The organism is Hydrogenophaga sp. PBL-H3 (assembly GCF_010104355.1).
Taxonomy (GTDB): Bacteria; Pseudomonadota; Gammaproteobacteria; order Burkholderiales; family Burkholderiaceae_C; genus Hydrogenophaga.
Genome location: NZ_CP044972.1, coordinates 579,022 through 605,713, shown reverse-complemented (window position 1 = coordinate 605,713; position 26,692 = coordinate 579,022). Strand labels below are relative to the sequence as shown.

The window sequence follows — 26,692 nt, the reverse complement described above, 5'->3', positions numbered from 1 at the left end:
CCACGTCGGTACACAGTCGCTCACAACCGGCATGCAACACCCACCCAAGCTCCCTTCAACGTTCGGCCACGCCGCACCACCGCGCACCGCAGGCCTGTTCTTTGCCACGCCCGAGCAGCGTGTGGCACTGGCGCGCGAGATGTTTTTTGACGAAGGCCAGCGCCCCTCGGGGCTGGTGCCCGAGCTGGTGATCCAGTCGTGGATGCGCTGCACGGTGGCCAACCGCCGCCCTGGCGAGCCGGTCAACCTGGAGCCGGTGACCAAGGCGCGCATCGCCAGCGCGCTGGCACGCAACCGCCTGCTGCTGCAAGCCGCCAGTCACGACCTGCAGCAACTCGACGCCGCCCTGGCCGGCACGCCGTGCAAGGCCTTGCTCACCGGGCCCGATGGCGTGCTGATCCAGGCCACGCCCACGGTGCGCGGCGAAGGCGACCTGATGCCGCATGTGGCGCGTGTGGGTGTCAACCTCAATGAAACCCACATGGGCACCACTGCCCCCAGCGTGGTGGCGCGCACCGGAGAGGCCTGCGTGGTGCGAGGCGCCGAGCATTTCTTCACCGGCGTCTCGATCATGCAATGCGCCGCCGCGCCGATCCGCAACGCGCGCGGCGATCTGGCCGGCGTGCTGGACCTCTCCACCGAAGGCGAGGCCTTTCGCTTCGATGCCGCCGCCATGGTGCGGCTGTACGCCACCGCCATCGAAAACCGCCTGTTTGAAGCGCAATCGGCCGCGCTGGTGCTGCTGCGTTTCCAGTCCAGCCCGGCGCTGCTGAACACCCCGCTGGAAGGCCTGGCCGCGGTGGACGGCAACGGGGGCGTGGCCTGGCTCAACCAGACCGGGGCGAGCCTGCTCGGCACCGAACGCGTGCCCGCCCGACCGACCGATGCCGAGTCCCTGTTCGGACTCGGCCTGGAAGACCTGCTGGCACTGTCCCACCGGGGCCAGGCGCAACCGCGCCAGCTGCCCAACGGCCTGACCCTGTGGATACAGGCGCGCCACGATGCCCCCAGGGCGCCCGCCATCGAGCTGGCGCCCGAGCCGGAGATCGACACGCCAGCCGATGTGCCCGCCATCCCGACCCTGCACCACGCCAACCGTGCGCTGATCGAATCCACGCTGGCGGCCTGCGACGGCAACGTCTCGCGCGCCGCGCGCCAGCTGGGTGTCTCGCGCGGCCTGTTGTACCGGCGCCTCGGCGAGTGGCGCGGCGAACACTGAAACTGTTCCACACCAGAACAGTTCACCGGGTGGGAAAACCCGAGGTGGTGAGCATCGGGAAAACGGTTGACCATGCAAAGGTCCACCCACGGTGACAGACGACTTCCGACCACAAAACTGGAGACAACGACATGAACCTGAAACGCCAGATCATGAGCGGTTTGATGATGGCCTCCCTGCTGGGCGGCGTGCAGGCCCAGAGCCTGACCGACCTGCAGAAGGACAACCTCACGCCCGGCGACGTGCTGACCTACGGCATGGGCTACAACAACCAGCGCTACAGCCCGCTCAAGCAGATCAACACCGGCAACGCAGCCAAGCTGCGTCCGGCCTGGGCCTACAGCCTGAACAACCCGCAAGGCCAGGAGTCGCAGCCCATCGTGCATGACGGGGTGATGTACATCACCACGCACAACACCACGGTGGCGCTGAACCCGCTCACCGGCAAGCAGATCTGGAAGCAGGAAATCGAACTGCCGCAGGACGTCTTCAAGATGGCCTGCTGCGGCATCCTGAACCGCGGCGCGGCCATCTTCGACGGCAAGCTCTACCGCAGCACGCTGGACGCCCACGTGATCGCGCTCGACCTCAAGACCGGCAAGCAGCTCTGGAAGAGCAAGGCCGCCGACTACCTGGACGGTCAGGCCATGACCAGCGCCCCCCTGATCGCCAACGGCGTGGTGCTGACCGGCATCGCCGGTGGCGAATACGGCACGCGCGGCTTCATCGACGGCTGGGACCCGGCCACCGGCAAGAAACTCTGGCGCTTCTTCACCACCGCGGCACCCGGCGAGAAGGGTGGCAACACCTGGCCCGGCGACACCCACCTCAAGGGCGGCGCCCCCACCTGGCTGACCGGCGCCTACGACCCCGAGCTCGACCTGGTGTACTGGGGCACCGGCAACGGCGGCCCGTGGAACCCCAACGCCCGCGTGGGCGACAACCTCTACATCAACACCGTGCTGGCCATCCGGCCCAAGACCGGTGAGCTGGTGTGGCACTACCAGTTCTCGCCCAACGATCCCTACGACTACGACTCCACCGAAGTCGGCATGCTGGTGGACATGAAGATCGGCGGCAAGGACCGCAAGGTGCTCACCCAGGCCAACCGCAACGGCTTCTTCTACGTGCTCGACCGGGCCACCGGCGAGCTGCTCGCCGCCAACCCGTACGTCAAGGTCAACTGGGCCGAGCGCATCGACCTCAAGACCGGCCGCCCCGTGCTCAGCGCGGTTGACGCCAAGGCCCGCGCCGGTGAAGACGTGGAGATCTTCCCCTCGGTGCTCGGCGGCAAGAACTGGACCCCGATGTCGTGGAACCCGTCCACGGGACTCGCCTACGCCAACACCCTCAACATCAGCTGGCCCTACCAGCTGGCCAAGCCCGAATACAAAAAGGGCGAGTGGTACCTGGGGGTCAACTTCCGTGGCGTGAACATGCCCAAGGACCAGCCCCACGGCTACCTCAGCGCCATCGATCCCATGACCGGCAAGAGCAAGTGGCAGATGGCCTGGCCCGGCCAGCCGAGCATGGCCGGCACGCTGTCCACCGCGGGCAACCTGGTGTTCACCGGCGCGGCCACGGGTGAGTTCATGGCGGTGGATGCGCGCAACGGCAAGAAGCTGTGGGAGTTCCAGACCGGCTCCGGCATCATCGGCCTGCCCGTGACCTGGGAGCACAAGGGCAAGCAGTACGTGAGCGTGGTCTCGGGTGCTGGCGGCGTGTGGGCCCTGCTGGGAGACGAGCGCATGGCGCAAACCCCCGCTGGTGGATCGCTCTGGACCTTCTCGCTCAATTGACGATGCACAAACCGCTGATGTGGTTGTGCGGCGCGGCCCTGATCGGGGCCGCGCACGCACAGACCAACCCGCCCACCTTCGATCTGGCGGCCATTGAAAAAGGCCGCGAGCAGTACCACCGCACCTGTGCCCAGTGCCACGGCCGCAACATGGTCAACGCAGGCACCACCGTCTACGACCTGCGCCGCTTCCCGCAAGACCAGCCCGATCGCTTCACACAGTCGGTGGTCAACGGCAAGGGCAACATGCCCTCGTTCAAGGAAGCACTCGACATGCAAGCCGTGCAGGCCCTGTGGGCCTACGTGGGCTCGCGTGGCGGCAAGGAGCCCTGAGATGAAGCATTTCCTGTCCGGTGTTGTGCTGAGCCTGGCCACCTGCGCCGCCCACGCCGCCGAACCACTGACCGTGTGCATGAGCGAGGACAACGCGCCGCTGTCCTACGCATCCAAAGGCCAGGTGGCCGGCTTTGACGTGCTGCTGGCGCGCGCCGTCGCCACCGAACTCGGGCGCGAACTGCGCGTGGTGCCGTTCGAGTCCGAGGTGGAGAAAGAGACGATGCTGACCCACGAGGTCAACGCCCTGCTCTCGGCCGGCATCTGCGATCTGGTCAGCGGCTTTCCGCTGCTGGCCAGCGACCTCGGCGCACCCACGCGCGAGCGCTTCAAGACACCCGACTACCCCGGCGCCAAACGCCAGCGCGACCGCCCCTTCGTGCCACTGGGCACGCTGGTGGCCAGCCGCCCCTACCAGGGCACGGCGCTGTCCATCGTGCAGCGGCCCGGGCAAGCGCCCGTGCGCACGCTGGCCGACCTGCGCGGACGCAAGGTGGGTGCGGTGGCCGGCACGCTCGAAGGCACGCTCATTTCCATGTACCGGGGCGGCTACCTGCACACCAGCATGGTCTCGATGGGGCAACGCGAGGACGCCTGGGGCGCACTCGACAGCGGCCGTGTGGACGCCATGCTCATGACCAGCACCGCGGTGGATGCGCACCGCGTCCGACAACCCGCCAGCCCCGTGCAGCTCGCCGATTTCCAGCGCCCGCTGGGCATCAACCTCGGCTTTGTCGCGCTGCAGGGCCAGGGCGCGCTGCTGGACGCCACCAACCGCGTGATCGCCCGCAGCCAGACCAGCGGTGATCTGCAGCGCTGGGCGCAAGAGGCCGGCCTGCGGCTGCAACCGCCCAGCCAGCCCGATGTGGCCAGCACGCTGTCGCTGCCGGCGCTGATGGCCGACTGACCACACCGCCGCCCGCCGTTTCATCCCCCACCTGTGGTGGGCGATGACGCAGCAGCGTGATAGGTTTGGCACTTCGCTTCAGCGCAATGCCGCCACATGAACCTTCAACGCTTCCTCGACGCCCAGAACCCCGTCTACGACCAGGTGCTGGAAGAGCTCAAGGCCGGCCAGAAGCAAAGCCACTGGATCTGGTTCATCTTTCCCCAGCACCGTGGCCTGGGCAGCAGCCAGCGGGCCCAGTTCTACGGCATCGAATGCCTGGACGAGGCCCGGGCCTACCAGAAGCACCCCGTGCTGGGCCCGCGCCTGAACGAATGCACCACCGCCGTGCTGCGCCACACCCAGAAGTCGGCCAGCCAGATCCTGGGCGTGCCCGACGACATGAAATTCTTCTCGTGCATGACACTGTTCAGCGAAGCCGCGCCCGAAGAACTGGTGTTTCGCCTCGCGCTGCAAGCCTTCTTCAACGGCGCCAAGGACCCGGAGACCTTGCGGCTCTGCGGACTGACCTTGCGCCAGTCCGCGGCTGCGCGGGCCGCCCCGGCAGGGCCCCAACACACCCTGTCTGCGACGTTGCCGCTGCCCATGCGCTGAGGCGTGCTGGCGGCGTCCCCACGGCGCTATGGCTTTCATTGCCAAAATTGCATTGATCGATCGGGGGGCAAACACTAAAGTCGACGAGGTCATCCACAGCCCACACAGGAGATCACCTTGTCCAGCGAATCCAAATGCCCCTTCTCGGGCAGCGCCCCCAAGAATGCCACCGCCGGCACGGCCACCAACGCCAACTGGTGGCCCAACCAGCTCAACGTCAAGTTGCTCAACCAGCACTCCCCGTTGAACGACCCCATGGGCGAGGACTTCAACTACGGCGAGGCGTTCAAGAGCCTCGACCTCAATGCCGTGATCCAGGACCTGCGTGTCCTGATGACGGACTCGCAAGACTGGTGGCCTGCTGATTACGGCCACTACGGCCCCTTCTTCATCCGCATGGCCTGGCACAGCGCAGGCACCTACCGCATCGCCGACGGCCGCGGTGGCGCGGGCTCCGGCACGCAGCGGTTCGCGCCGCTCAACAGCTGGCCCGACAACGGCAACCTCGACAAGGCGCGCCGCCTGCTGTGGCCCATCAAGCAGAAATACGGCAACAAGCTCTCCTGGGCCGACCTGATGATCCTGACCGGCAACGTCGCCCTGGACTCGATGGGCTTCAAGACCTTCGGCTTCGCCGGCGGGCGCGCCGATGTCTGGGAGCCGGAAGAGATTTACTGGGGTCCTGAAGCCGAGTGGATGGGCGACCAGCGCTACACCGGCGACCGCGAGCTGGAGAACCCGCTGGGCGCCGTGCAGATGGGCCTGATCTACGTGAACCCGGAAGGCCCCAACGGCAAGCCCGACCCGCTGGGCTCGGCGCGGGACATCCGCGAGACCTTCGCCCGCATGGCCATGGACGACGAAGAAACCGTGGCACTGACCGCTGGCGGCCACACCTTTGGCAAGGCCCACGGCGCGGCCGACCCGGGCCAATACGTGGGCCCCGAGCCCGAAGGCGCGGGCATTGAAGAGCAGGGCCTGGGCTGGAAGAACAGCTTTGGCAGCGGCAAGGGCGTGCACACCATCACCAGCGGCATCGAGGGCGCGTGGACGCCCACCCCGATCCAGTGGGACAACAGCTATTTCGAGACGCTGTTCGGCTACGAATGGGAGCTCACCAAAAGCCCCGCGGGCGCCCACCAGTGGACCCCCAAGGACCCGGCGGCCAGGACCACCGTGCCTGACGCGCACGACCCGGCGAAGCGCCACGCCCCGATGATGACCACGGCCGACATGGCCATGCGCGTGGACCCGGCCTACGAGAAAATCTCGCGCCGCTTCATGGCCGACCCTCAGGCGTTCCAGGACGCGTTTGCCCGCGCCTGGTTCAAGCTCACGCACCGCGACATGGGCCCACGCGCTCGCTACCTCGGCCCGCTGGTGCCGGCCGAAGCGCTGATCTGGCAAGACCCGGTGCCCGCCGTCGACCACCCGCTGGTCAACGAGCAGGACATCGCCGCCCTGAAAGCCCAGCTGCTGGCATCCGGCCTGTCGATTGCGCAGCTGGTCAGCACGGCCTGGGCGTCCGCCTCCACCTTCCGTGGCTCCGACAAGCGCGGTGGCGCCAACGGCGCACGCATCCGCCTGGCGCCCCAGAAAGACTGGGCCGTCAACCAGCCGGCCGAACTGGCCCAGGTGCTGGCCAAGCTCGAAGCGGTGCAGCAAGCGTTCAACGCCGCACAGTCGGGTGGCAAGAGAATCTCGCTGGCCGACCTGATCGTGCTGGGCGGCTGCGCAGCGGTCGAGGCCGCGGCGAAAAAGGCCGGTCAAGATGTAAAAGTGCCCTTCACGCCCGGCCGCACCGACGCCACGCAGGCCCAGACCGACGCGGATTCGTTCGCACCGCTGGAGCCGGTGGTGGACGGTTTCCGCAACCACGCACCCAAGGGATTTGAGGGCTCGGCGGCCGAGCGCCTGCTCGACAAGGCGAACCTGCTCACGCTGACCGCACCCGAGATGACGGTGCTGGTCGGTGGCCTGCGCGTGCTCAACGCGAACACCGGGCGCGCCAGTCACGGCGTCTTCACCACGCGCCCCGAAACCCTGAGCAACGACTTCTTCGTGAACCTGCTCGACATGGGCACCGTGTGGAGCAAGTCCACCACCGACGGTGTGCTGGAAGGCCGCGACCGGGTCACTGGCAGCATCAAGGGCACGGGCACGGTGGTGGATCTCGTGTTCGGCTCCAACTCGGTGTTGCGCGCCCTGGCCGAGGTCTACGCCAGCAGCGACGCCCAGCCGAAGTTCGTGCGTGATTTCGTGGCGGCCTGGAACAAGGTGATGAACCTGGATCGCTTCGATCTGGCGTGATCGCACAGGGCGAAACGAGGAAAGGGGCCGAAAGGCCCCTTTTTTTCGTCTGCAGCGCGCACAGGTGTCCAGCTTTCCCCACACAAGCCAGGCCATGGGTGGTCGATACGAAGTCACAACCCACAAAAATCTGGAGCTTCCATGCGACTGAACACCCCCGTCACCCAGCGCGAGTACGAATTTCCGGACAACGCAACCCTGATGTCGACCACCGACACGCAGAGCCACATCACGTATGCAAACGCGGCTTTTGTGGATGTGAGCGGTTTCACGCTGGAAGAAATCCAGAACCAGCCGCACAACCTGGTGCGCCATCCCGACATGCCCAAGGAAGCCTTTGGCGACATGTGGGCCACGCTCAAGGGTGGCGAGCCCTGGACGGCGCTGGTGAAGAACCGCCGCAAGAACGGCGACCACTACTGGGTGCGCGCCAACGCCACCCCGGTGATCCGCAACGGCCAGCACCAGGGCTACATGTCGGTTCGCACCAAGGCCACCCGCGAGGAAATCGCGGGCGCCGAGCGCCTGTACGCCGACATGCGCGAAGGCCGCGCCGGCAACCTCAAGCTGCACAAGGGTCTGCTGCTGCGCACCGGCCTGATGGGCTTCACGTCGATGTTCAAGACCATGCGGGTGCGCACGCGCATCCGCCTGCCGCTGCTCGCCCTGCTGGGAGCGATGTTGGGCGGCGCCTGGGGCCTGGGCCTGAGCGGTGTGCAATGGGCCGAGTTCGCGGCGCTGTCCACCGTCGGCGTGGGTCTGGCCGCCTGGTTCCTGGAGAGCCAGATCGCCGGCCCGCTGGAAGAACTGCGTGCCCAGGCCCTGCGCGTGGCCAGCGGCGAAAGCCAGAAGGCCGCCCACATGGACCGGGTCGACGAGATCGGCATGACCCTGCGCAGCATCAGCCAGCTGGGCCTGATGTTCCGCTGGCTGATCGATGACGTGAGCGCCCAGGTGATGACGGTGCAGACCGCCGTGAGCGAAATCGCCCAGGGCAACAACGACCTGAGCCAGCGCACCGAGCAGGCCGCCTCCAGCCTGGAGGAAACCGCGGCCTCGATGGAGGAGATGACGGCCACGGTGCGGCAAAACGCCGACACCTCGCGCCAGGCCAACCAGCTCTCGGGCACGGCCAGCGAAGCTGCCTCGCGCGGCGGCCAGGCCGTGGCGCAGGTGGTCACCACCATGACCGACATCAGTGAGAGCTCACGCAAGATCGCCGACATCATCGGCGTGATCGACGGCATCGCCTTCCAGACCAACATCCTCGCGCTCAATGCCGCCGTGGAAGCGGCCCGCGCCGGTGAACAGGGCCGGGGCTTTGCGGTGGTGGCCGGCGAGGTGCGCAACCTGGCCCAGCGCAGCGCCGCAGCCGCCAAGGAGATCAAGGGCCTGATCGGTGCCAGCGTGGACAAGGTGGAAGCCGGCTCACGCCTGGTGAACGACGCCGGCAAGACCATGGACGACATCGTCCAGCAGGTCAGCCGCGTGTCCGATCTCATCAGCGAGATCAGTGCGGCCACCATCGAGCAGAGCGGTGGCATCCAGCAGGTGAGCCAGGCGGTGGGCCACCTCGATCAGGTGACGCAGCAGAACTCGGCCCTGGTCGAGCAGGGCGCGGCGGCCTCGGCCAGCCTGCAGCAGCAGACGAAACGCCTGGTCGAAGCGGTCAGCGTGTTCCGCTAGGCAAGACCTGCAGCAGGATGGCCGACCAGATCACGCGCTGGTCGGCCTCGCTGAGCGGCTCCGCGCCCTGGCGCCCGAGAAACCACCCGATGTGCTCGTCGAAGCGCCGGTGGTTTTTGTCGTTGGGGCTGTAGATGTAGAGCGGCCATTCGCGCTCGACCTCGCAGCCGGTGACGATGGTGACGTTGCGGTGGGGCAGGATGTCCAGAGGCTCCAGGTGCACCAGGGCCAGTTCCCTGGCCCGGTTGTCGTGCTCGATGACGACCCGGGTGCAGGCCAGTTCGGGAATGCCCTCTGCCCGGGCCGCCGCCGGCGTGGGCTGCCGCGCCACCGACAGGATGCGCCCCGCCACGACGCGGACAGGAAAATCGCCGCGAGCGGTCTGGGCCAGCCGGATCATCGGCGGGATGCCGGACGGATCAACCAGGGGACGGTATTCAGGGTCATGGGGCGTTCTCGATCTTGTGTTTGTCACACAAGGTAACCCACACCGCCCCCGCATCCCCCGTCCGAGGGACGCTTTGGGTAATGGATCACACAAGTTGCCCCAGACGGCGTTCAGGCGGTGGCGATTTCCTGCAACCCCAGCTTCTCCACCATGGCCTTGCGCAACACGAACTTCTGGATCTTGCCGGTGATGGTCATGGGAAAGGCGTCCACGAACTCGATGTAGCGCGGCACCTTGTAGTGTGCGATCTGCCCCTGCGCAAACGCCTGCAACTCTTCGGGCGTGGCGCTCTGCCCGGGCTTGAGCACCACGCAGGCGCACAGCACCTCGCCGTAGCGCACGTCGGGCACACCGACCACCTGCACATCCTGCACCTTGGGGTGGCGGTAGTAGAACTCCTCGATCTCGCGCGGGTACACGTTCTCGCCGCCACGGATCACCATGTCCTTCAGGCGCCCGACGATGTTCACATAGCCCTCGTCGTCCATGGTGGCGAGGTCGCCGGTGTGCATCCAGCCCGCCAGGTCGATGGCTTCGGCGGTCTTCTCCGGGTCGCCCCAATAGCTCTTCATCACGGAATAACCACGCGTGCAGAGTTCGCCCACCACACCGCGCGCCACGCACTGGCCGTCGGTGTCCACGATCTGCACCTCCAGGTGCGGCTGCACGCGCCCCACCGTGGACACGCGGCGCTCCAGCGGGTCGTCCACCGCGCTCTGGGTCGACACGGGCGAGGTCTCGGTCATGCCGTAGGCAATCGTCACCTCGCGCATGTTCATGGTGGTGGCCACGCGCTTCATCACCTCGATCGGGCACGGCGAGCCGGCCATGATGCCGGTGCGCAGGCTGCCCAGGTCGGTGGCGGCGAACTGCGGGTGGTCGAGCACCGCGATGAACATGGTGGGCACGCCGTAGAGCGAGGTGCAGCGCTCGGCCTGCACCGTCTGCAGCACCGCTGCCGGATCAAACGCTTCCGACGGGTACACCATGGTGCAGCCGTGCGCAAGGCAGGCGAGGTTGCCCATGACCATGCCGAAGCAGTGGTACAGCGGCACGGGAATGCACAGCCGGTCCTCGGGCGTAAGGCGGATCGCCTCGCCCACGAAGTAGCCGTTGTTGAGGATGTTGCGGTGGGTGAGCGTGGCGCCCTTGGGAAAGCCGGTGGTGCCCGAGGTGAACTGGATGTTGATCGGATCCGTGGGCAACAGCGTGGGGCCGATGCCGGCCAGCTGGCTGGCGTGTTCCGGGCCGGCCCGCGCCGGCACGTCATGGAAATTGAGCATGCCCGGCGTGTGCTCGTCCCCCAGGCGAACCGCCCAGCGCAGGTGCGGCAGCTGCCCGGCCACCAGCTCACCAGGCGCGCTGCTGTCGAGCTCGGGCGCGAGGCTGCGCAGGATGTCGATGTAGTTGCTGGTCTTGAGCGCAGGAGCCATCACCAGCGCGGTGCAGGCCACCTTGTTGAGCGCGTAGGCCAGTTCGCTGGCGCGGTAGGCCGGGTTGATGTTGACAAGGATCAGCCCGGCGCGCGCGGTGGCGAACTGCATCAGCGTCCACTCGGCGCAGTTGGGCGCCCAGATGCCCACGCGCTCGCCAGGTTGCAGGCCCAGCGCCAGCAGGCCGGCGGCCAGCGCGTCGGTGCGCTGCAGCAGTTCGCTCCAGGTCCAGCGCACGCCCTGGTGGGGCACCACCAGGGCTTCGCGTTCGCCAAAACGCTGCGCGGTGTGCGCCAGCGCCTGGCCAATGGTGAGTTCGAGCAGGGCGGGTGTGGTGGCGCCCCGGGCATAAGCCGGTTCGGGCGTGGGTGCGGCGGGCATGGGTGTCTCCTGGTGGTGATCGCACGCGACAGCGCGCATGCGCAGGATCATGGCCCGCCCAGGCAGCGCCCACACGCCCGGACTTTCCCTGACGGCGGGTTGTTCCGTTTCGTCACAACCCGGGGCGGCCCACCCTCAGACGATGCTGGCCTGACCGACGAGTTCGGCCGCGCCCTCGAAGTCCAGCGCGTCGAGCAAGCGCTCCATGCGCTGCACCGCGTCCGTGCCCAGGCGAGCGCTCAGGGCGGCCTGGTGCTCGGCAAAGAACGCGAGCGCATCCAGGTCCTGGCCCAGCAGCATCCGGCGAAACGCCGCCAGCGCCTCGTCCCCTATCGCCGGGCCATCGTGCGCGGTCGGCGCAGGTGCAACGACCGTGGCGCGCAGCCCGCGCACGCTGTCTTCGAGTTCGGCCATGGCCTCGCGCAACGGCTGCCACAGCAACACCACCGAACGCTCGGGCGCCTGCGCGCGCAAAAGATCTTCGAGGCCACGCGCCACGGTGTAGATGCGTCGCGCCTCCACCAGACCGGCCACCCCTTTGAGCTTGTGCATGTGCGAGGCCAGCGCAGTGCGCGCGGCTGCATCCAGGCCGGCGGGCGCTGGCGTGTGCCGAAGCGGGCCGAACTCTTCCAGCATGCGGCGCAGGGCATTCAGCAGCAACGCCTGGTCACCGCCCATGCGCTCCAGGGCAGCGCGGTGATCGATGCAGCTCACGGCGGCCCAGGTCCCGTCGTCCGGCGCAACGGCCACCGGCGTGGGCAGCGGTGGCACCGGGTCGTCCACCAGCGCCAGCCAGGTGCCGCCGCGCGCGCGCTCGATGTGCTCGCGCAGCAGGCCCGGCAGCTGCCGGGGGTTGAGCTGTTTGTGGAGGTAATCGTTCATGCCCGCGGCCATCGCCTGGTCGCGGTCTTCGGTGTTCGTGCCCGCACTCAGGGCGATCACGGGCAGGTGCGCCAGCGCCAGCTCGTCGCGGATGCGCCGGGTGGTTTCCAGGCCGTCCATCTCGGGCATCTGCACGTCCATCAACACCACGTCGAAGCGCTGGGGCCATCGCCTGAGCTGATCCAGTGCCTCTTCGCCCGACGCCGCACAGGTGGCCTGCGCCCCCAGCTGCTCCAGCTGATGGCTGGTCACGGCCAGCTGGATGTCGCTGTCGTCCACCACCAGAATGTGCAGGTCGTTCAGGTCGTTTCGTGCGCTCGCCGCCGGGGTCGGGGTGGTGGGCTCGCCCTGGGGCCGGGACACCGGCTCCCGCAAGGCCGCGAGCAGCGCCACCAGGCCATCGAGGCTGAAGTCGACCAGCCGCTTCAGGGGCTCTTCCACGTGGGCGGCCATGCGAGCGGCGGCCAGCGCCTTCTCGGCCCGGAAGCTGAGTTCCACCAGCGGTGTGATGCCCAGGGTGCCCGCCAGTCCCTTGAGGGTGTGGGCCACGCGCGCGCTCGACTTGAAATCGTCCGCCGCCAGGCGGGTCTGCAGCTCGGTGATCTGCCGGGGATGGTCTTCGATGAATCGTTCCAGAAAGCGGGCGTAGGCCTTGGTGCTGCCGCCCAGGCGACCGAGCGCGGCCGTCAGCTCCACGCCCTGCACGCGGGCCAGCGCCAGCGCGGCGGCGGGTGCATCACACGTGGCGGGCGCGGGCACCTCGTCGGCCACTGGTGGCGCGAGCGCCTGCTGGTCCGCTGCATGCGGGATGTGCTGCCGGATGGTTCGCAGCAACTGGGCCAGGTCAAACGGTTTGCCCACGTGGTCGCTCATGCCCGCCTGCAGACAGGCCTCGCGGTCGCTGGCCATGGCGTTGGCGGTCATGGCGATCACGGGCAGCGCGCGCAGGCCGAGTTCATCGCGAATGCAGCGCGTGGCGGTGTAGCCGTCCATCACGGGCATCTGCACGTCCATGAGCACCAGCTCGAAGGCCGCGCTGTCGGCCGCCAGCATGTCGACCGCGACCTGACCATTGCCCGCCACCGTGACGCGCGCACCCTCGCCGGCAAGCAGCTCGCAGGCCACTTGCTGGTTGGTCTCGTTGTCCTCCACCAGCAGGATGCGCATGCCCTCCAGCACGCCGAGGCGTTGCGCTCGGGCGGCGGGCGCCAGCACGCCGTCGCGCTCGTCGCGGGCCGCCTTCACGGCATCGACCAGCATGGAGCCGGTCACAGGCTTGATCAGGTAGCCGTCGAGCAGGCTCTTCTCCGCCAGGTCCTGGCGCTCCAGCAGTTCGCGGCCGTGGGCCGTGACCATGATCAGCAGGTCCAGGGCATCGCACAGTGGCGCCGACTTGAGCTGGCGTGCTGACTCCCAGCCGTCCAGACCGGGCATGTGCCAGTCCATGAACACGGCGTCATAGCGCCGCCCGCTGCGCCGCGCCTGCGCCAGCCGCTCGATGGCCTGCTCGCCACTGGCCACCTTCTCGGCCCGCCACCCGTTGGCCTGTGCCATCACGGCGAGCGTGTCTCGGGCGATGTCGTTGTCGTCCACGATCAGCACGTCCAGCACCGGCGTGCCGGGTGCAACACTGCCTTCGTCCACCAGCAGCACAGGCACGTCCAGCGCCACGGAAAAGCGGAACTCCGTGCCGCGCCCGAGTTCGCTGTGCAGCGCCAGCTCCCCACCCATGAGGGCCACCAGCCGCTGGCAGATCACCAGCCCCAGGCCGGTACCGCCAAAACGGCGTGTGGTGGTGGCCTCGGCCTGGGTGAAGCCCGCAAAAATGCGCGCCTGGTTCTCCGGCGCAATGCCGATGCCGGTGTCGCGCACGCTCACGTCCAGCATCACCTGGGAAGCGCCGGTGTGCCGGGCTTGCAGCGAGATCACCACCTCGCCAAATTCGGTGAACTTGATCGCGTTGCCCGCCAGGTTCACCAGGATCTGGCGCAGGCGCAAGGCGTCGCCCAGCAGCACCGGTGGCACGGCCGGGTCGATGTCGAACAACACCTCGATTTCCTTCTCCCCCACGCTGGCCGAGAGCACCACCGCCAGCTCGCGGAACAGGCGATCGACCTCGAACGGATGGGGGTCGAGCGTGAGCTTGCCGGCCTCGACCTTGGAGAAATCCAGGATGTCGTTGAGCAGGCCAAGCAACGAGCGCGCCGCGTTTTCGGTCTTGCTGGTGTAGTCGAGCTGGCGAGGCGTGAGCCCGGTTCGCTGGAGCAGCGAGAGCATGCCCAGGATGGCGTTCATCGGTGTGCGGATCTCGTGGCTCATGTTGGCCAGGAACTGGCTCTTGGCCTGCGAGGCCGCCTCGGCGGCCTGGGCCGCCTGGATGACCTGGGTGATGTCGAAACGGAAGCTCACCACGTGGCCATCGGGCATGGCGCGTTCCACCACCCGCAGCGTGCGCCCGTCGGGAATGCCGCGCTCCCAGTCGCCGCCATGGCGGTGGTCGCGCACCCGCTGCGCGACCCACTCCTCGTTGCGCCCGCGCGCCGCGGGCGGCTCGTGCAGCGCCAGGCTGGCGCGCACGACGGTCTCGAACTTCACGCCCGGTTTGAGCAGGTCGTTGATCTCGTGGTAGAGCTCGCGGTAGCGGTCGTTGCAGAACACCAGTTCGTCGTCCGCGTCGAAGATCACCACGCCGGCGCCGGTGACTTCGAGCGCGCTGGACATGAGCTCGTTGGAGCGGCGGGCTTGCGCCTCGGCTTCGCGGCGCGCGGAGATGTCCGCGTAGGTGCTCACGAAGCCGCCCTGGCTCATCTGGCCCCGTCGCAGTTCGATCACCTCCCCGCCCGGCAGGGTGCGTTCGGTGAGCTGATTGCGACCCGTTGTCTGCGCCGCATGAACCAATTCACGTATCTGCTGTTCAACGTCGCCGGGGCCGAAGTCGCCCCGCTCCACATTGAAACGCACGATGTCCTCGAACCGGCTCACGCCAGGCTGGCACAGGTGGGCAGGCAGGCCAAAGAGGCGGCCAAACTCGGTGTTGGCCACCTGCAGGCGGCCGTCGGCGTCGATCACGCTGAGCGCGCACGGCAGGCTTTCGATGACTTGGGTGAGCAGTTCGTTGCTGCGCTCCATGGCTTCCGACAGATGCTTGGCGGCGGTGATGTCCTGCATCGCGCCGACCAGGCTGCGCGCCACGCCGTCACGCACATCGAGCTGCCCCACCACGCGCACCCAGATCGCCCGACCCACGGCGGTGACCAGCGGCAGTTCGAAGTCGAACGCCAGCCCGGTTTCCAGTGCCTGCTTGAAGCCGGCTTCAATCTCGACCCGCGCCCGGGCCGGGTAAAACGACAAGGCCTCCTTCAGCGTGGGCTGGCGCCCGGGCTCGCAGTCGTGGATGCGGCAGGTCTGGTCCGTCCAGCGGATCTCCCGGGTGGCCAGGTCCATCGACCAGCCACCCACGCCTCCGATGCGCCCGGTGCGGTCCAGGAGCGCCTGGCTCGCCTGCAATGCCTCTGCACTCTGGCGGCGTTCGGTGACGTCGTTCTGGATCGCCATGAAGCCCATGAATTCACCCGACTCGGATTTCAGGGGCTGGATTTCCAGCTCGATCCAGTATTCCCGGCCGGACTTGCTGCGGTTGAGCAGCTCACCATGGAAGGGCAGCTCCGCGTTCAGGGTGTCCCTGATGCGGGCCAGCTGCAGCACGTCGGTCCCTTCGAACTGCACGAATTCGCCGGGTCGGCGCCCCACCACCTCACCCATGCTGTAACCGGTGATGCGCTCGAAGCCGTCGTTGACCCAGGTGATGCGGCGCGTCGTGTCGGTGATCACCACCGCGTTGGATGTCCGCCGTGCCACCACCGCCAGGCGTTCGAGGTTGATCGTCATCGAGCGCGCCAGCGCCTCGGCCCTCAGCCGCGCACGCACCGACTGGGTGGACATCCACGCCAGCAGCAGCGTGAGCAGCAGGCCCACCCCGAGCACCACGTAGGCCGGCAGCTGGTTCAGTGTGGCTTCGAAGGCGTTCGTGCTGCTGGTGTGCAGCACGAACTGCTGCCCGAACACCTCGAAGCGCAACTGCTGGGTATAGGCCGCCGCCTGGGGCATCCGGGGCTCGGGCGTGCGACCAATGCCCTGGCCGCCCTGGATGGCATGAAAGCCCATGATCCAGCTCTCCAGCGAAGGCTCGGCATGGCCCCCATACAACTGGACCGTGATCAGGTCGTCGGTCACGCCAGTGATGCCGGCAAACAGTTCCCTGGCAACCAGCGGGGCGTACAACACCCCCTTGAGCTGCTCCCGGCGCTCGACCTCGGTGCCCGGCGCCACGCCCCCGGCATAGACCGGCACGAACATCAACAAGCCCGGTGAACGCTCGCCCTCGCGCGTCAGGGGCACGGGGGGACTGAGGGTGGCCTCACCGGAGTCGATCGCCCGCTCGATCGCCAGGCGTGCGCGGGAGTCGCTGCCCAGGTCGACGCCCGGGGCGTCGGGGCTGAGCGCCAGAGGCTCGATGTAGCGCACCACATAGAGCACATCGCGCGCATTTTCGCTGAGGGCACGGATGGCCAGGCCCGGTGTGTCGCCCGCACCCACCTCGCGCAGGTAGCCGGGCAGGTTCCTGCGCTCCACGCGATCCACCCAGCCAAAGCCCCGGTTGCCGGGAAACTCGCGCCGCAACTCCATCGACTCCACGAAAGCCTTGAACTCGCCGCGGTCAACGCGGTCACTGGCCGCGTAGGCCCCGCGCGCGCCCTTGAGGCCATACACCGGCGAGGTCAGGCGCTGCATGATCTCGTTGGTGATCAGTTCGCTCTTGCGCGCAAAGTCGGTCTGGGCATCGGCCAGTGTGCGGCGCGCCATGGACCAGGCGCCCAGGCCACTGACGATCAGGCCCAGGCAGACGATCGCCACGGTCAGGCTGAAGGTGGCGAGGGTCCTCTGGCGAGTGAGCTGGTCTGGGTTCATGGGTGCGGAATCTGATGGATCAGGACACTCCAGTGTCTTGCCGCGGCCTGCGGCCAAAGCCCTGAATAAGTGCCACTGCAACCCCCAGTTGCGGCGATCACGCCGCCGATGCGGTGATTTGCGGGTGGCCGGTGCCGCTTTTCCGGGCTTTTCTTGCCGCTCAAAGGCGGAGCATCAGCACCTCAACCAACTGGAGAACCAGTGAACCCGTCAACCCCCAATGCCACACCCGAACGCCGCCGGGTGCTGATCGTCGATGACGATCCGACCATGGTGCATGTGCTTGCGCGCACACTGATGGACTGTGCTCAGCTGTATTTCTCGGTGCGCGGTGAAGACGCCCTGAAAAAACTCGACGCGCACCAGCCCGACCTGATGCTGATCGACGTCGACATGCCCGACCTGAACGGCTACGAGGTGATGCAGCGCATGCTGCAAAACCCCAGGACGCAGGGCACGCAGGTGATCATGGTGACCTCGCACACCGAAGAAAGCTTTCGCCGCCGGGCGATGGAGCTTGGCGCGGTGGACTTCTTCCTCAAGCCGGTCAACCGGGCCGAAGTGCGCGAGCGTGTCGATCAGCTGATCAACCAGCAGGTCGAGACGATCGAGCTCAGTTTTTCGGACCGTGGCGACTTCACCAGCAAGACCGGGCGTGCCGCCGAAGCCGATGTTCGCCGCCCCCCACAGAGCCCGCGGGCGGCCCAAGAGTCCGATTTCGCACCGACCGACATCCTGGAAGCGTTCACCACACCCTTGCCCCTGCTGAACCTGCCACCCACGCCGGTGAAGCCACTGAAGCCGGTGAAGCAGGCGACCCCGCCCAAGCCCCAGGTCGCACAGGGCACCGACCAGATCACCTCGGAGCTCTTCGAGCGCATGTCGGCCATCCTGGAGCAGACCGAATCGATCCGCCACACCGACCAGAAGACCCTGTCACCGGCCGTGTCCCACCGCATCGCCCGCATCGAGGAAGAGTGCGCCGAGGTGATCCAGCTGCTGGTGACCCTGAGCGACGCGCAGGCTTGAGGTAGCCCCCACGCTCAGCCGCTTCGCGGGTCGCTGCCCCCCGAGGGGGCTGGCCCCGCCTTGGGGCGGCCCGGCGGCGGGTCTGTTCCCACCCCCACGCTCCGCCGCTTCGCGGCTAGTGTCCTGTCCCGTTAATTCGTCCGCATAGCCGGGCGAGCTTTTCGAGGATCGAGTCGGCTGTTGCCATCCAGGTGAAGGGCTTGCAGTTCTCGTTGTATTGACTGACGAATGAGTTGATCTTGTTCGTCAGCTCCTTGACGCTTTTGAACGAGCCGCGACGGATCGCCTTGTCGGTGATGATGGCGAAGAAGCGTTCGACCTGATTGAGCCAGCTCGAGTAGGTCGGCACGAAGTGCATATGCCAGCGTGGCCGCTGTGCGAGCCAGGCGCGCACCTTCGGGTGCTTGTGGCTGGCGTAGTTGTCGGCGATGCAGTGCACGTCCAGTGCCTGCGGCACCGCCTTGTCGATCGTGCGCAGGAAGTCCAGAAACTCCTGGTGCCGGTGCCTCGGGCGGCATTGCGCCAGCACCTGCCCATTCATCACGTTGAGCGCGGCAAACAGCGTGGTCGTTCCATGGCGCACATAGTCGTGGGTCACGCCTTCCACATAGCCCAACCCCATCGGCAGCATGGGCTGAGTGCGCTCCAACGCTTGGCACTGACTTTTCTCATCGACGCATAGCACCAGCGCGTTCTCAGGAGGATTCAGGTACAGCCCGACCACATCGCGAAGCTTCTCGATGAACAGGGGATCGGTCGACAACTTGAAGCTCTCCACACGGTGCGGCTTGAGTTGGAACGCCTGCAGGTAGCGCGCCACCGTGCTCTTGCTGATGCCTGTCTCGCCCGCCAAGCCCCGAGTGCTCCAGTGCGTCGAGCCATCTGCAGGCTTGGTGTGCAATGTCTTGGTGATCAGCTGCGCGACTCGCTCATCATCGACCGTGCGCGGCCGTCCCGGGCGCAACTCATCGTACAGACCAGCGATGCGATCTCGCACATACCGACCGCGCCACTTGTTCACCGTGTTTCGATCCAGCCCTAGCGCTTTGGCAACCTGCGTGCTCGCAATGTCCGATCCTTCACAGGCCAGCACAATCCGCGCTCTCAAGGCAAGGGCAGCAGGCAGCGAGCGCGATCTCGCCATCGAGGTCAATTCGGCACGCTCCATCTCGGTCAGCGTGACCACATTGGTACGGGTGTATGCGTTGGGCATAGGGCATCTCCAAGGATGCTTCATCCCATGCAGTTTCTGTGCCTACGAATTAACGGGACAGGACACTAGGGCGCCACGCGCGCCAGGAAATGCGCCAGTGACTTGATGTCGGCGTCGGACACGCCATACAGCGAGGCGGCCATGATGGTGTCGCGCCCGATGGCCTGGTTGTTCTTGAACTGTTGCATCGAGTACAGCAGGTAGTCCTCGCGCTGCCCGGCCAGTCGCGGCATCTGTTCGCGCCCGCGGTAGTCCGGCAGGTGGCAGATGCCGCAGCGCATGCCCTCGGCCAGCACCTTGCCCTGCGCCAGGAGCTCGGGGTCGCCCGGTGGCGGCACGCTGCGCGCCGGCAGCTTGGCAAAGTGCACCGCCATGGCGGTGATCTCCGCGTCGCTCACACCGTCGAGCAGGCCCTTCATGGCCGGGATCTCGCGCAGCCCCTCGCGGATGATCACGAGCTGGTTTTCAACGAACACCTTGGGCTGCCCGGCCAGCGACGGGATGTTGGGCAAGCGCGAGTTGCCGTCCGCCCCGTGGCAGGCCGCGCAGGCCATCAAGCGCGCCGAGATGTCTTGCGCCCACGCCGGGGAGCCGACCCACAGAACCAGCCCCAGGAGTGCAGGCACTCCCCGCGCAAGTGACATCTTCACCATGGCTTATTTCGCGTACGAGACGCGGTAGATCGCGCCCAGCTGCTCGTCAGACACCAGCAGCGAGCCGTCTTTCATCTGCAGCATGTACGCCGGGCGGCCCCAGAACGACTGGTCGGCTTCGTTCATGAAGCCGGTCATGAACGGCACCACCTGGCTGTTCTTGCCATCGGCGCTGGCCTTGACCATCACGATGTCGTAGCCGATCTTCTTGGTGCGGTTCCACGAACCCTTGCGCGCGTTGAACAACACGCCCTTGTACTCAGGCGGAAACATGTTGCCGGTGTAGAAGGTCATGCCCATGCTGGCGGCGTGCGGGCCCATCAGCGCCACGGGTTGTTCGACGCCGGCACAGGCGTTGTCTTTCTTCACGTCGGGGTCCGGCAGGTTGCCCTGGTGGCAGGAGGGGAAGCCGAAGTTCAGGCCGACCTTGTGCATGCGGTTGACGGTGTCGTTGGGCGTGTCGTCACCCAGCCAGTCGCGGCCGTGGTTGCTGAACCAGAGTTCCTGCGTGCCGGGGTGCCAGTCAAAGCCCACGCTGTTGCGCACGCCGGTGGCCACCACCTCCATGCCCGAGCCGTCGGGGTTGTAGCGGCGGATCTGGGCGTACTCGGGCGAGGGCAGCGCGCAGATGTTGCACGGCGCGCCGAAGGGCACGTAGAGCTTGCCGTCCGGGCCAAAGGCGATGAACTTCCAGTTGTGGTGCTGCTCCTTGGGCAAGTTGAAGGCGGCCGTCATGTCCACCGGCACGGCGGCGGGGTTGGTGGCAATGCCGTCGAAGCGCAGCACCTTGTCGATGGCCATGACGTACAGCGAGCCCTTGTTCCAGGCCACGCCGGCGGGCTGGTTGAGCTTGTCAACCACGGTGCGCACGCTGCGTGAGGTGCCGTTGTCGGACACCTCGTACACGCGGCCCAGGCCACGCGTGCCCACGTAGATCTTGCCCTCGTCACCCTGCGTCATGGCGCGTCCACCAGGCAGGCCGGTGGCCCAGATCTCGGCCTTGAAGCCCGGTGGCAGCTTGATCTTGTCGACCGGGATGTCGGCCGCTGCGGTGGCCGTGTTCTTGCCGGCCAGCGGCGCCAGCGTGGAGGTGGCCATGCTCTCGGGCATGCCCTGTTTCCAGGCGGGTGCCGGCGCGGCGGCGGGAGCGGCGGTCTGCGCCAGCGCGGCACCAGCGCCCAGTGCGAGGCCCATGGCAAGCGCCACCGAAGTCATGCGGTGAAGGGGGTTCATGTCTTGTCTCCTGTGAATTTTTGATGAGGCACTTTGAGCAACGAAGCACGGGCGAAGGGCCACACCCGACCTCGCCAGCTTCTCCGAAGCGGCGCGATTGTGAGCATGGTAACGGTCGCACCAAGGCCTGTGAAGCGACTTCGATGCTGCACTGCGGCTACAGTGCATCGACCCTCATCCCAACCCGCAGGACACCCCATGACGGACACCGCACGCTTCGACCTCTACGCTTTCTGGCGCACCTCGGCCACCTACCGCGTGCGCGTGGCGTTCAACCTCAAGGGCGTGCAGCCCAACGAGATCAACGTCAATCTGGAAGCCGGCGAGCAGCGCGGCGCGGCCTTCCTCAAGATCAATCCCATGGGGGCGATCCCGGCGCTGATCGACCACGCGCCCGACCAGCCGCACACCCCCATCACGCAGTCGCTCGCCATCCTCGAATTCATCGAGGAAACCCATCCCACGCCGGCCCTGCTGCCAGCCGATGCCCATGGCCGTGCCCGCGTGCGCTCGCTCGCCGCCCTGCTGGCCGCCGACACGCACCCGCTGATCACGCCCCGGGTGAAGAAGTACCTCACCAGCGTGGGCGGCTTTGACGAGGCCGCCTGGCGCGCCTGGCAGATCCAGTGGTTCGGCACCGGCCTGCAGGCGCTGGAGCAACGCCTGGCCAGCGAACCCGGGACCGGCACCTTCTGCCACGGCCACACGCCCACGGTGGCCGACATCTGCCTGGCCAGCATCGTGGTCATGACGCGCCTCTTCAAGATCGAGGTACCCGACATCCCCAACGTGCAACGCATCATGGCGGCCTGCGAGCAGCTCGACGCATTCGCGCGCGCCGCCCCCGGCCTGCAGGCCGGCGCACCGAAGGCCTGACCCGCCCGTGTCACTCCGGGTTTTGCAGTTTCTGCAAATTTGATTTCCAGCCCGGGGGTTCATTCCCTCTTGTGATCGACATACAGTGCGCCAACGCCCGGCGTTGGCCCGGGCCTGCGTGCGCGCTGCCGCATGCCACCACAACAAACGAGGAGACACCACATGAACGAAGACCTGAACGACCAGTTGCTGATCCGCCAGATGGTGGAGCGTTGGGCGGTGTGGCGCGACGCTGGCGACTGGGCGCGTTTCGCCACCGTCTGGCACCCGCAGGGCGTGATGATGGCCACCTGGTTCCAGGGGCCGTTTGCGGACTTCATCCGCGTCACTCAAGAGGGCTGGGCCAAGGGCGTGAGCATCCTGCATTTCCTGGGTGGCTCGGCCATTGAAGTGGCCGGGGACCGCGCAATCGCGCAGACCAAGATGACGATCTCGCAGCGCGGCATGGTCGAGGGTGAAAGTGGCCCGGTGCTGTGCGACGTGGTGTGCACCGGCCGTTTCTACGACTTCGTGGTGAAGGTCGACGGCCAGTGGAAGCTGCTGCACCGCCAGCCCATCTACGAGAAGGACCGCATCGACGCAGTCGACCCCGCCGCCCAGCTCTCGCTGGACCAGCGGGCCCTGGCCGGTTTCCCCGAGGGCTACCGCCACCTCGCCTACATCCAGACCCGCATCGGCTACACGGTCAAGCTCGACATGCCCATGCTCAAGGGCGAGCAGGTGCAGGACCTGTACCGCCGTGGCGCAGCCTGGCTGGCCGGTGGCCCGCTGGAGCGGGAGATCAACCCCGACTGAGTCCGCGTCCCCGCCGCATCGGTTCACAACAAGACAGGAGACAGACATGCCAGACCACCACGCCCTCTCGACCTCGCGCCGCCACCTGGTGGCCGCCCTGCCCGCGGCCTGCCTGCTGGGCGTGTTCGCGCCAGCGGCCTGGGCGCAGGCCGACTTCCCTTCGCGCTCGCTGCGCGTGATCGTGCCGCAGCCACCGGGCGGCGGCTTTGACTTCGTGGCGCGCGCCCTCGGCGAGCGCCTGGCCAAACGCCTGGGCCAGCCGGTGGTGGTGGAGAACCGCACCGGTTCGGGCACGTTGATCGGCACCGACGCGGCGGCCAAGGCAGCACCCGACGGCTACACCCTGCTCACCGGTTCGGTGTCGAACATGGTGCTCAACATGGGGCTGTACAAAACCCTCGCCTACGACAGCCTGCGCGACTTTGAACCCGTGGGCCTGGCGGTGAGCTATAGCTACACGCTGATCGCCCGCGCGGACCTGCCGTTCAAGACGCTGGCCGAGGTGGTGGCGCACGCCAAAGCCAACCCCGGCAAGCTCACCTACGCCTCGGCAGGCAACGGTTCGGGCCAGCACGTGCTGGCCGCCGCGCTCTGGCAACTCGCCGGCGTGGAGATCACCCATGTGCCCTACCGTGGCGCCCAAGCCGCCTACACCGACCTGCTCGGTGGCCGGGTCGACATGTTCTTCGACCTCACGCCCACCACCCGCGCGCACATCGAGTCGGGCAAGGTGTTCCCGCTCGCGGTCTCGGGCGCCGAGCGCAACGCCATGCAGCCCACCGTGCCCACGCTCAACGAGACCGGTGTGGCCAGGCTCGATCTCGAATCGTGGTTCGGCTTCTTTGCACCGCGCGGCACGCCGCCGCAGGCCCTGCAGCGCCTGCGCACCGAACTGGCCGCCGTGATCGCCGATCCCGAACTGCGCGAGGTCTTCACCAAGGCCGGCGGCAAGCCCATGACGATCAGCGTGGAGCAGACATCTGCCATGCTCAGGCGCGACGTGGATCGCTGGACTTCGCTCATCCGCGCGGCCAACATCTCGCTCGACTGATTTTCTTCACCTTCAGGAAACCCCATGACGTTTCAAGTCGTTGCCATCTCCGGCAGCCTTCGCAAGAGTTCCACCAACACCATGGCGCTGCGCGCCGCGCAGCGCCTGGCGCCCGAGGGCATGGCGATCGAGATCGTCGACATCGCCGACATCCCGCTCTACAACGACGACGTGCGCGCGGCCGGCGAGCCCGCGTCGGTGAGCGCCCTCAAGGCGAAGATCGCCGCTGCCGACGCGGTGCTGATCGCCACGCCCGAATACAACTTCTCCATCCCCGGCGTGCTCAAGAACACGCTGGACTGGATGTCGCGCCCACCCACGCCACCATTCGACGGCAAACCGGTGGCCATCCTGGGGGCGAGCCCTGGCCCGGTGGGCACGGCCCGCGTGCAGTACCACCTGCGCCAGGTGATGGTGTTCCTCAATGCCTTCACACTGAACAAACCCGAGGTCTTCATCAGCCACTCGGGCAGCAAGTTCAACGCCGAAGGCGAGCTGACCGACGAGACCACGGCCAAGTTCATCGGCGAGCAGCTGGTGGCCTTGCGCACGCTGGCCGAGCGCGTGGCGCCGCGCTGAAGGTCCGCGGGGCCAAGCCCCCGCGACAGCAAAAACCACATGGTCTGATTAAGATTCACCGGCCTTTCAAAACACCGGAGACACCATGTTCGACACCGCAATCGCAGGCAGCCTGCCCAAACCGGCCTGGCTGGCCGAAACCGAAAAACTCTGGCCGCAGTGGAAGGCGCAAGGCGCCGAGCTGCAACAAGCCAAGGCCGATGCCACGCTGCTGTGGATCAAGGCGCAGGAGGACGCGGGCCTGGACGTGATCGGTGACGGCGAGCAGGCGCGCCAGCACTTCGTGCACGGCTTCGTGGAGCAGGTCGAGGGCATCGACTTCGAGCACAAGGTGACCATGGGCATCCGCAACAACCGCTACGACGCGCAGGTGCCGCAGGTGGTTGCCCCCTTGCGCCTCAAAGGTCGCGTGCACGCGTTTGAAGCCCAGCTCGCGCGCAAGCACACGAAGAAAAAACTCAAGTTCACCCTGCCCGGCCCCATGACCATCGTGGACACCGTGGCCGACCGCTACTACGGTGACAAGGTCAAGATGGCGATGGCTTTTGCCGAGCTGCTCAACCAGGAAGCGCTGGCACTGCAGGCCGATGGCGTGGACATCATCCAGTTCGACGAACCGGCCTTCAACGTCTACATGAAAGACGCAGCCGACTGGGGCGTGGCCGCGCTCGAAGTGGCCGCGCGCGGTCTCACCTGCACCACGGCGGTCCACATCTGCTACGGCTACGGCATCAAGGCCAATGTGGACTGGAAGCAGACGCTGGGCGAGGAGTGGCGCCAGTACGAACAGGTGTTTCCGGCGCTGGCCAGGAGCAGCATCCAGCAGGTGAGCCTGGAGTGTTTCCACTCGCACGTGCCGCCCGAGCTGATGCAGTTGCTCGAAGGCAAGGACGTGATGGTGGGCGTGATCGACGTGGCCAGCGACGTGATCGAAACGCCCGAGCAGGTGGCCGACACCATCGGCCTGGCACTCAAGTACGTGCCCAGAAAACACCTGATCGCCTGCACCAACTGTGGTCTCGCGCCCATGAGCCGCGAGGTCGCCATGGCCAAGCTCGAAGCGCTGGCCCAGGGCGCCGCGCTGGCGCGCCAACGCTACGGGGTCTGAATGCGCGCACCCCTGCCACCGGCCGAACTGGCCGACCTGGGCCTGAGCCCCGAGCGCATGCGCCACCTGGTGGGCGTGTTGCAGGCCGACGTGGAGCGCGGCCGCCTGCCCGGCGCGGTGGTGGTGCTCGCGCGCCACGGCCGCATCGCGCTCATGGAGGGCATCGGCCGGCTCGACCCGGCGCGTGACGCGCCCATGGCGCGCGATGCCGTGTTCCGCATCTACTCCATGACCAAGCCCATCGTGTCGGTGGCGGTGATGATGCTGATCGAACAGGGCCGCCTCAAGCTGGCCGACCCGGTGCACTTGCACCTGCGCGAGTACGCGAATCAGCAGCTGGCCGTGCAGACGCCCACCGGCGTGGCGCTGCGCCCGGTGCAGCGGCCCGCCACGGTGCAGGACCTGCTGCGCCACACCGCCGGCCTGACCTACGAGTTCCTCGGCGACTCCGCCGTGCAGCAGATGTACCGGAAGGAAGACATGGGCACCCGCTCGCGCAGCAATGCCGAGTTCAGCCACGCGCTCGCGGCCCTGCCCCTGATGTTCGAGCCCGGGCGCGAATGGGCCTACAGCCGCGCCACCGACGTGCTGGGCCGCCTGGTGGAAGTGATCACCGGGCAGCCACTGGGCGAGCACCTGCGGCAGGCCATCCTGGCACCACTGGGCATGACCGACACGGCGTTCGTGGTGCCCGAGGCCGACCACGCCCGCATCGCCGAGCCGTTTGCGCACGATCCCGATGGCGGAATCCCGCTGCGCCTGATCGACCCGCGCGAAACGCCGGCGCTGCAGAGTGGTGGCGGCGGGCTGATGTCCACCGCCGCCGACTACGCGCGCTTCCTGCAGTTCATGCTCAACAAGGGCACGCTGGGTGGGGTGCGGCTGCTGGGGCCACGCACGGTGGACTTCATGACGGCCGACCACCTGGGAACCATCCCCGGCAACGACCCGGCCTTGCTGCCGCCAGGCCATGGCTTCGGCCTTGGGTTCGCGGTGCGCACCGCCGCCGGCGTGGCGCCCATGCCGGGCTCGGTGGGCACCTACCACTGGAGCGGCATCGGGGGCACCAGCTTCTTCGTCGATCCTGCGGAGCAGCTCTTCGGCATCTTCCTCGCGCAAGCACCCAACCAGCGCGAGCACTACCGCGCGCTGTTTCGCACGCTGGCCTACGCCGCCCTGGTGGACTGAACCCGGTT

At 67.3% G+C, this 26,692-nt stretch carries 20 protein-coding genes; 14 read left to right on the top strand and 6 right to left on the bottom strand.

What is annotated here, in order from left to right:
- Positions 1 to 31 precede the first annotated feature (31 nt).
- From F9Z44_RS02940 to F9Z44_RS02910, 7 genes are all read left to right on the top strand, one after another.
- Positions 32 to 1,219, top strand: a complete 1,188-nt coding sequence (locus tag F9Z44_RS02940; protein ID WP_159603431.1) for a helix-turn-helix domain-containing protein — start codon at positions 32 to 34, stop codon at positions 1,217 to 1,219.
- Positions 1,220 to 1,350: 131 nt separating this feature from the next.
- Positions 1,351 to 3,018 (top strand): PQQ-dependent dehydrogenase, methanol/ethanol family, encoded by a 1,668-nt coding sequence (locus tag F9Z44_RS02935; RefSeq protein ID WP_201449998.1) that lies wholly within the window; start codon positions 1,351 to 1,353, stop codon positions 3,016 to 3,018.
- Positions 3,019 to 3,020: 2 nt separating this feature from the next.
- A complete protein-coding gene (locus tag F9Z44_RS02930) occupies positions 3,021 to 3,350 on the top strand; it encodes a c-type cytochrome (protein ID WP_159603429.1) in 330 nt (109 codons plus the stop codon).
- A gap of 1 nt (position 3,351) precedes the next feature.
- The gene (locus tag F9Z44_RS02925) at positions 3,352 to 4,257 is read left to right on the top strand and encodes a substrate-binding periplasmic protein (RefSeq protein ID WP_159603427.1); all 906 of its coding nucleotides are present in this window, start codon (positions 3,352 to 3,354) and stop codon (positions 4,255 to 4,257) included.
- A gap of 96 nt (positions 4,258 to 4,353) precedes the next feature.
- Positions 4,354 to 4,851, top strand: a complete 498-nt coding sequence (locus F9Z44_RS02920; protein ID WP_159603425.1) for a DUF1810 domain-containing protein — start codon at positions 4,354 to 4,356, stop codon at positions 4,849 to 4,851.
- 117 nt (positions 4,852 to 4,968) lie between these two features.
- Positions 4,969 to 7,161, top strand: a complete 2,193-nt coding sequence (gene katG, locus F9Z44_RS02915) for a catalase/peroxidase HPI (protein WP_159603423.1) — start codon at positions 4,969 to 4,971, stop codon at positions 7,159 to 7,161.
- A gap of 141 nt (positions 7,162 to 7,302) precedes the next feature.
- The gene (locus F9Z44_RS02910) at positions 7,303 to 8,847 is read left to right on the top strand and encodes a methyl-accepting chemotaxis protein (RefSeq protein ID WP_159603421.1); all 1,545 of its coding nucleotides are present in this window, start codon (positions 7,303 to 7,305) and stop codon (positions 8,845 to 8,847) included.
- On the opposite strand, the gene F9Z44_RS02905 is transcribed toward F9Z44_RS02910, so the two are convergent.
- The 3 genes from F9Z44_RS02905 to F9Z44_RS02895 all read right to left on the bottom strand — a co-directional run bounded on the left by F9Z44_RS02905 (position 8,831) and on the right by F9Z44_RS02895 (position 16,959).
- The gene (locus tag F9Z44_RS02905) at positions 8,831 to 9,247 is read right to left on the bottom strand and encodes a hypothetical protein (protein ID WP_159603419.1); all 417 of its coding nucleotides are present in this window, start codon (positions 9,245 to 9,247) and stop codon (positions 8,831 to 8,833) included. The genes F9Z44_RS02910 and F9Z44_RS02905 overlap by 17 nt on opposite strands.
- 158 nt (positions 9,248 to 9,405) lie before the next feature.
- Positions 9,406 to 11,109 carry an AMP-binding protein gene (locus F9Z44_RS02900; protein ID WP_159603417.1) on the bottom strand — a complete coding sequence of 568 codons (1,704 nt, stop codon included), beginning with the start codon at positions 11,107 to 11,109 and terminating at the stop codon, positions 9,406 to 9,408.
- Between the two features lie 135 nt (positions 11,110 to 11,244).
- Complete coding sequence (locus F9Z44_RS02895; protein ID WP_159603415.1) at positions 11,245 to 16,959, bottom strand: response regulator; 5,715 nt, start codon at positions 16,957 to 16,959, stop codon at positions 11,245 to 11,247.
- A gap of 201 nt (positions 16,960 to 17,160) precedes the next feature.
- Here F9Z44_RS02895 and F9Z44_RS02890 point away from each other — a divergent pair, with 201 nt between their 5' ends.
- A complete protein-coding gene (locus tag F9Z44_RS02890) occupies positions 17,161 to 17,988 on the top strand; it encodes a response regulator (protein WP_159603413.1) in 828 nt (275 codons plus the stop codon).
- A gap of 115 nt (positions 17,989 to 18,103) precedes the next feature.
- On the opposite strand, the gene F9Z44_RS02885 is transcribed toward F9Z44_RS02890, so the two are convergent.
- The 3 genes from F9Z44_RS02885 to F9Z44_RS02875 all read right to left on the bottom strand — a co-directional run bounded on the left by F9Z44_RS02885 (position 18,104) and on the right by F9Z44_RS02875 (position 21,087).
- Complete coding sequence (locus tag F9Z44_RS02885; protein WP_159602847.1) at positions 18,104 to 19,201, bottom strand: IS630 family transposase; 1,098 nt, start codon at positions 19,199 to 19,201, stop codon at positions 18,104 to 18,106.
- A 65-nt stretch (positions 19,202 to 19,266) separates the two neighbouring features.
- Positions 19,267 to 19,854, bottom strand: coding sequence for a c-type cytochrome (locus F9Z44_RS02880; RefSeq protein ID WP_236574236.1), 588 nt, complete (start codon positions 19,852 to 19,854; stop codon positions 19,267 to 19,269).
- Between the two features lie 3 nt (positions 19,855 to 19,857).
- A complete protein-coding gene (locus F9Z44_RS02875) occupies positions 19,858 to 21,087 on the bottom strand; it encodes a PQQ-dependent sugar dehydrogenase (protein WP_159603411.1) in 1,230 nt (409 codons plus the stop codon).
- A gap of 198 nt (positions 21,088 to 21,285) precedes the next feature.
- Here F9Z44_RS02875 and maiA point away from each other — a divergent pair, with 198 nt between their 5' ends.
- From maiA to F9Z44_RS02845, 6 genes are all read left to right on the top strand, one after another.
- Positions 21,286 to 21,963, top strand: coding sequence for a maleylacetoacetate isomerase (maiA, locus tag F9Z44_RS02870; RefSeq protein WP_159603409.1), 678 nt, complete (start codon positions 21,286 to 21,288; stop codon positions 21,961 to 21,963).
- A gap of 162 nt (positions 21,964 to 22,125) precedes the next feature.
- Positions 22,126 to 22,758 carry a nuclear transport factor 2 family protein gene (locus F9Z44_RS02865; RefSeq protein ID WP_159603407.1) on the top strand — a complete coding sequence of 211 codons (633 nt, stop codon included), beginning with the start codon at positions 22,126 to 22,128 and terminating at the stop codon, positions 22,756 to 22,758.
- Between the two features lie 46 nt (positions 22,759 to 22,804).
- Positions 22,805 to 23,809: a Bug family tripartite tricarboxylate transporter substrate binding protein gene (locus tag F9Z44_RS02860; protein ID WP_159603405.1), complete on the top strand. Its 1,005-nt coding sequence runs from the start codon at positions 22,805 to 22,807 to the stop codon at positions 23,807 to 23,809.
- A 24-nt stretch (positions 23,810 to 23,833) separates the two neighbouring features.
- Complete coding sequence (locus F9Z44_RS02855; RefSeq protein WP_159603403.1) at positions 23,834 to 24,388, top strand: NADPH-dependent FMN reductase; 555 nt, start codon at positions 23,834 to 23,836, stop codon at positions 24,386 to 24,388.
- 85 nt (positions 24,389 to 24,473) lie between these two features.
- Positions 24,474 to 25,496, top strand: a complete 1,023-nt coding sequence (locus F9Z44_RS02850; RefSeq protein ID WP_159603401.1) for a methionine synthase — start codon at positions 24,474 to 24,476, stop codon at positions 25,494 to 25,496.
- The gene (locus F9Z44_RS02845) at positions 25,497 to 26,684 is read left to right on the top strand and encodes a serine hydrolase domain-containing protein (protein WP_159603399.1); all 1,188 of its coding nucleotides are present in this window, start codon (positions 25,497 to 25,499) and stop codon (positions 26,682 to 26,684) included.
- Positions 26,685 to 26,692: the final 8 nt, after the last annotated feature.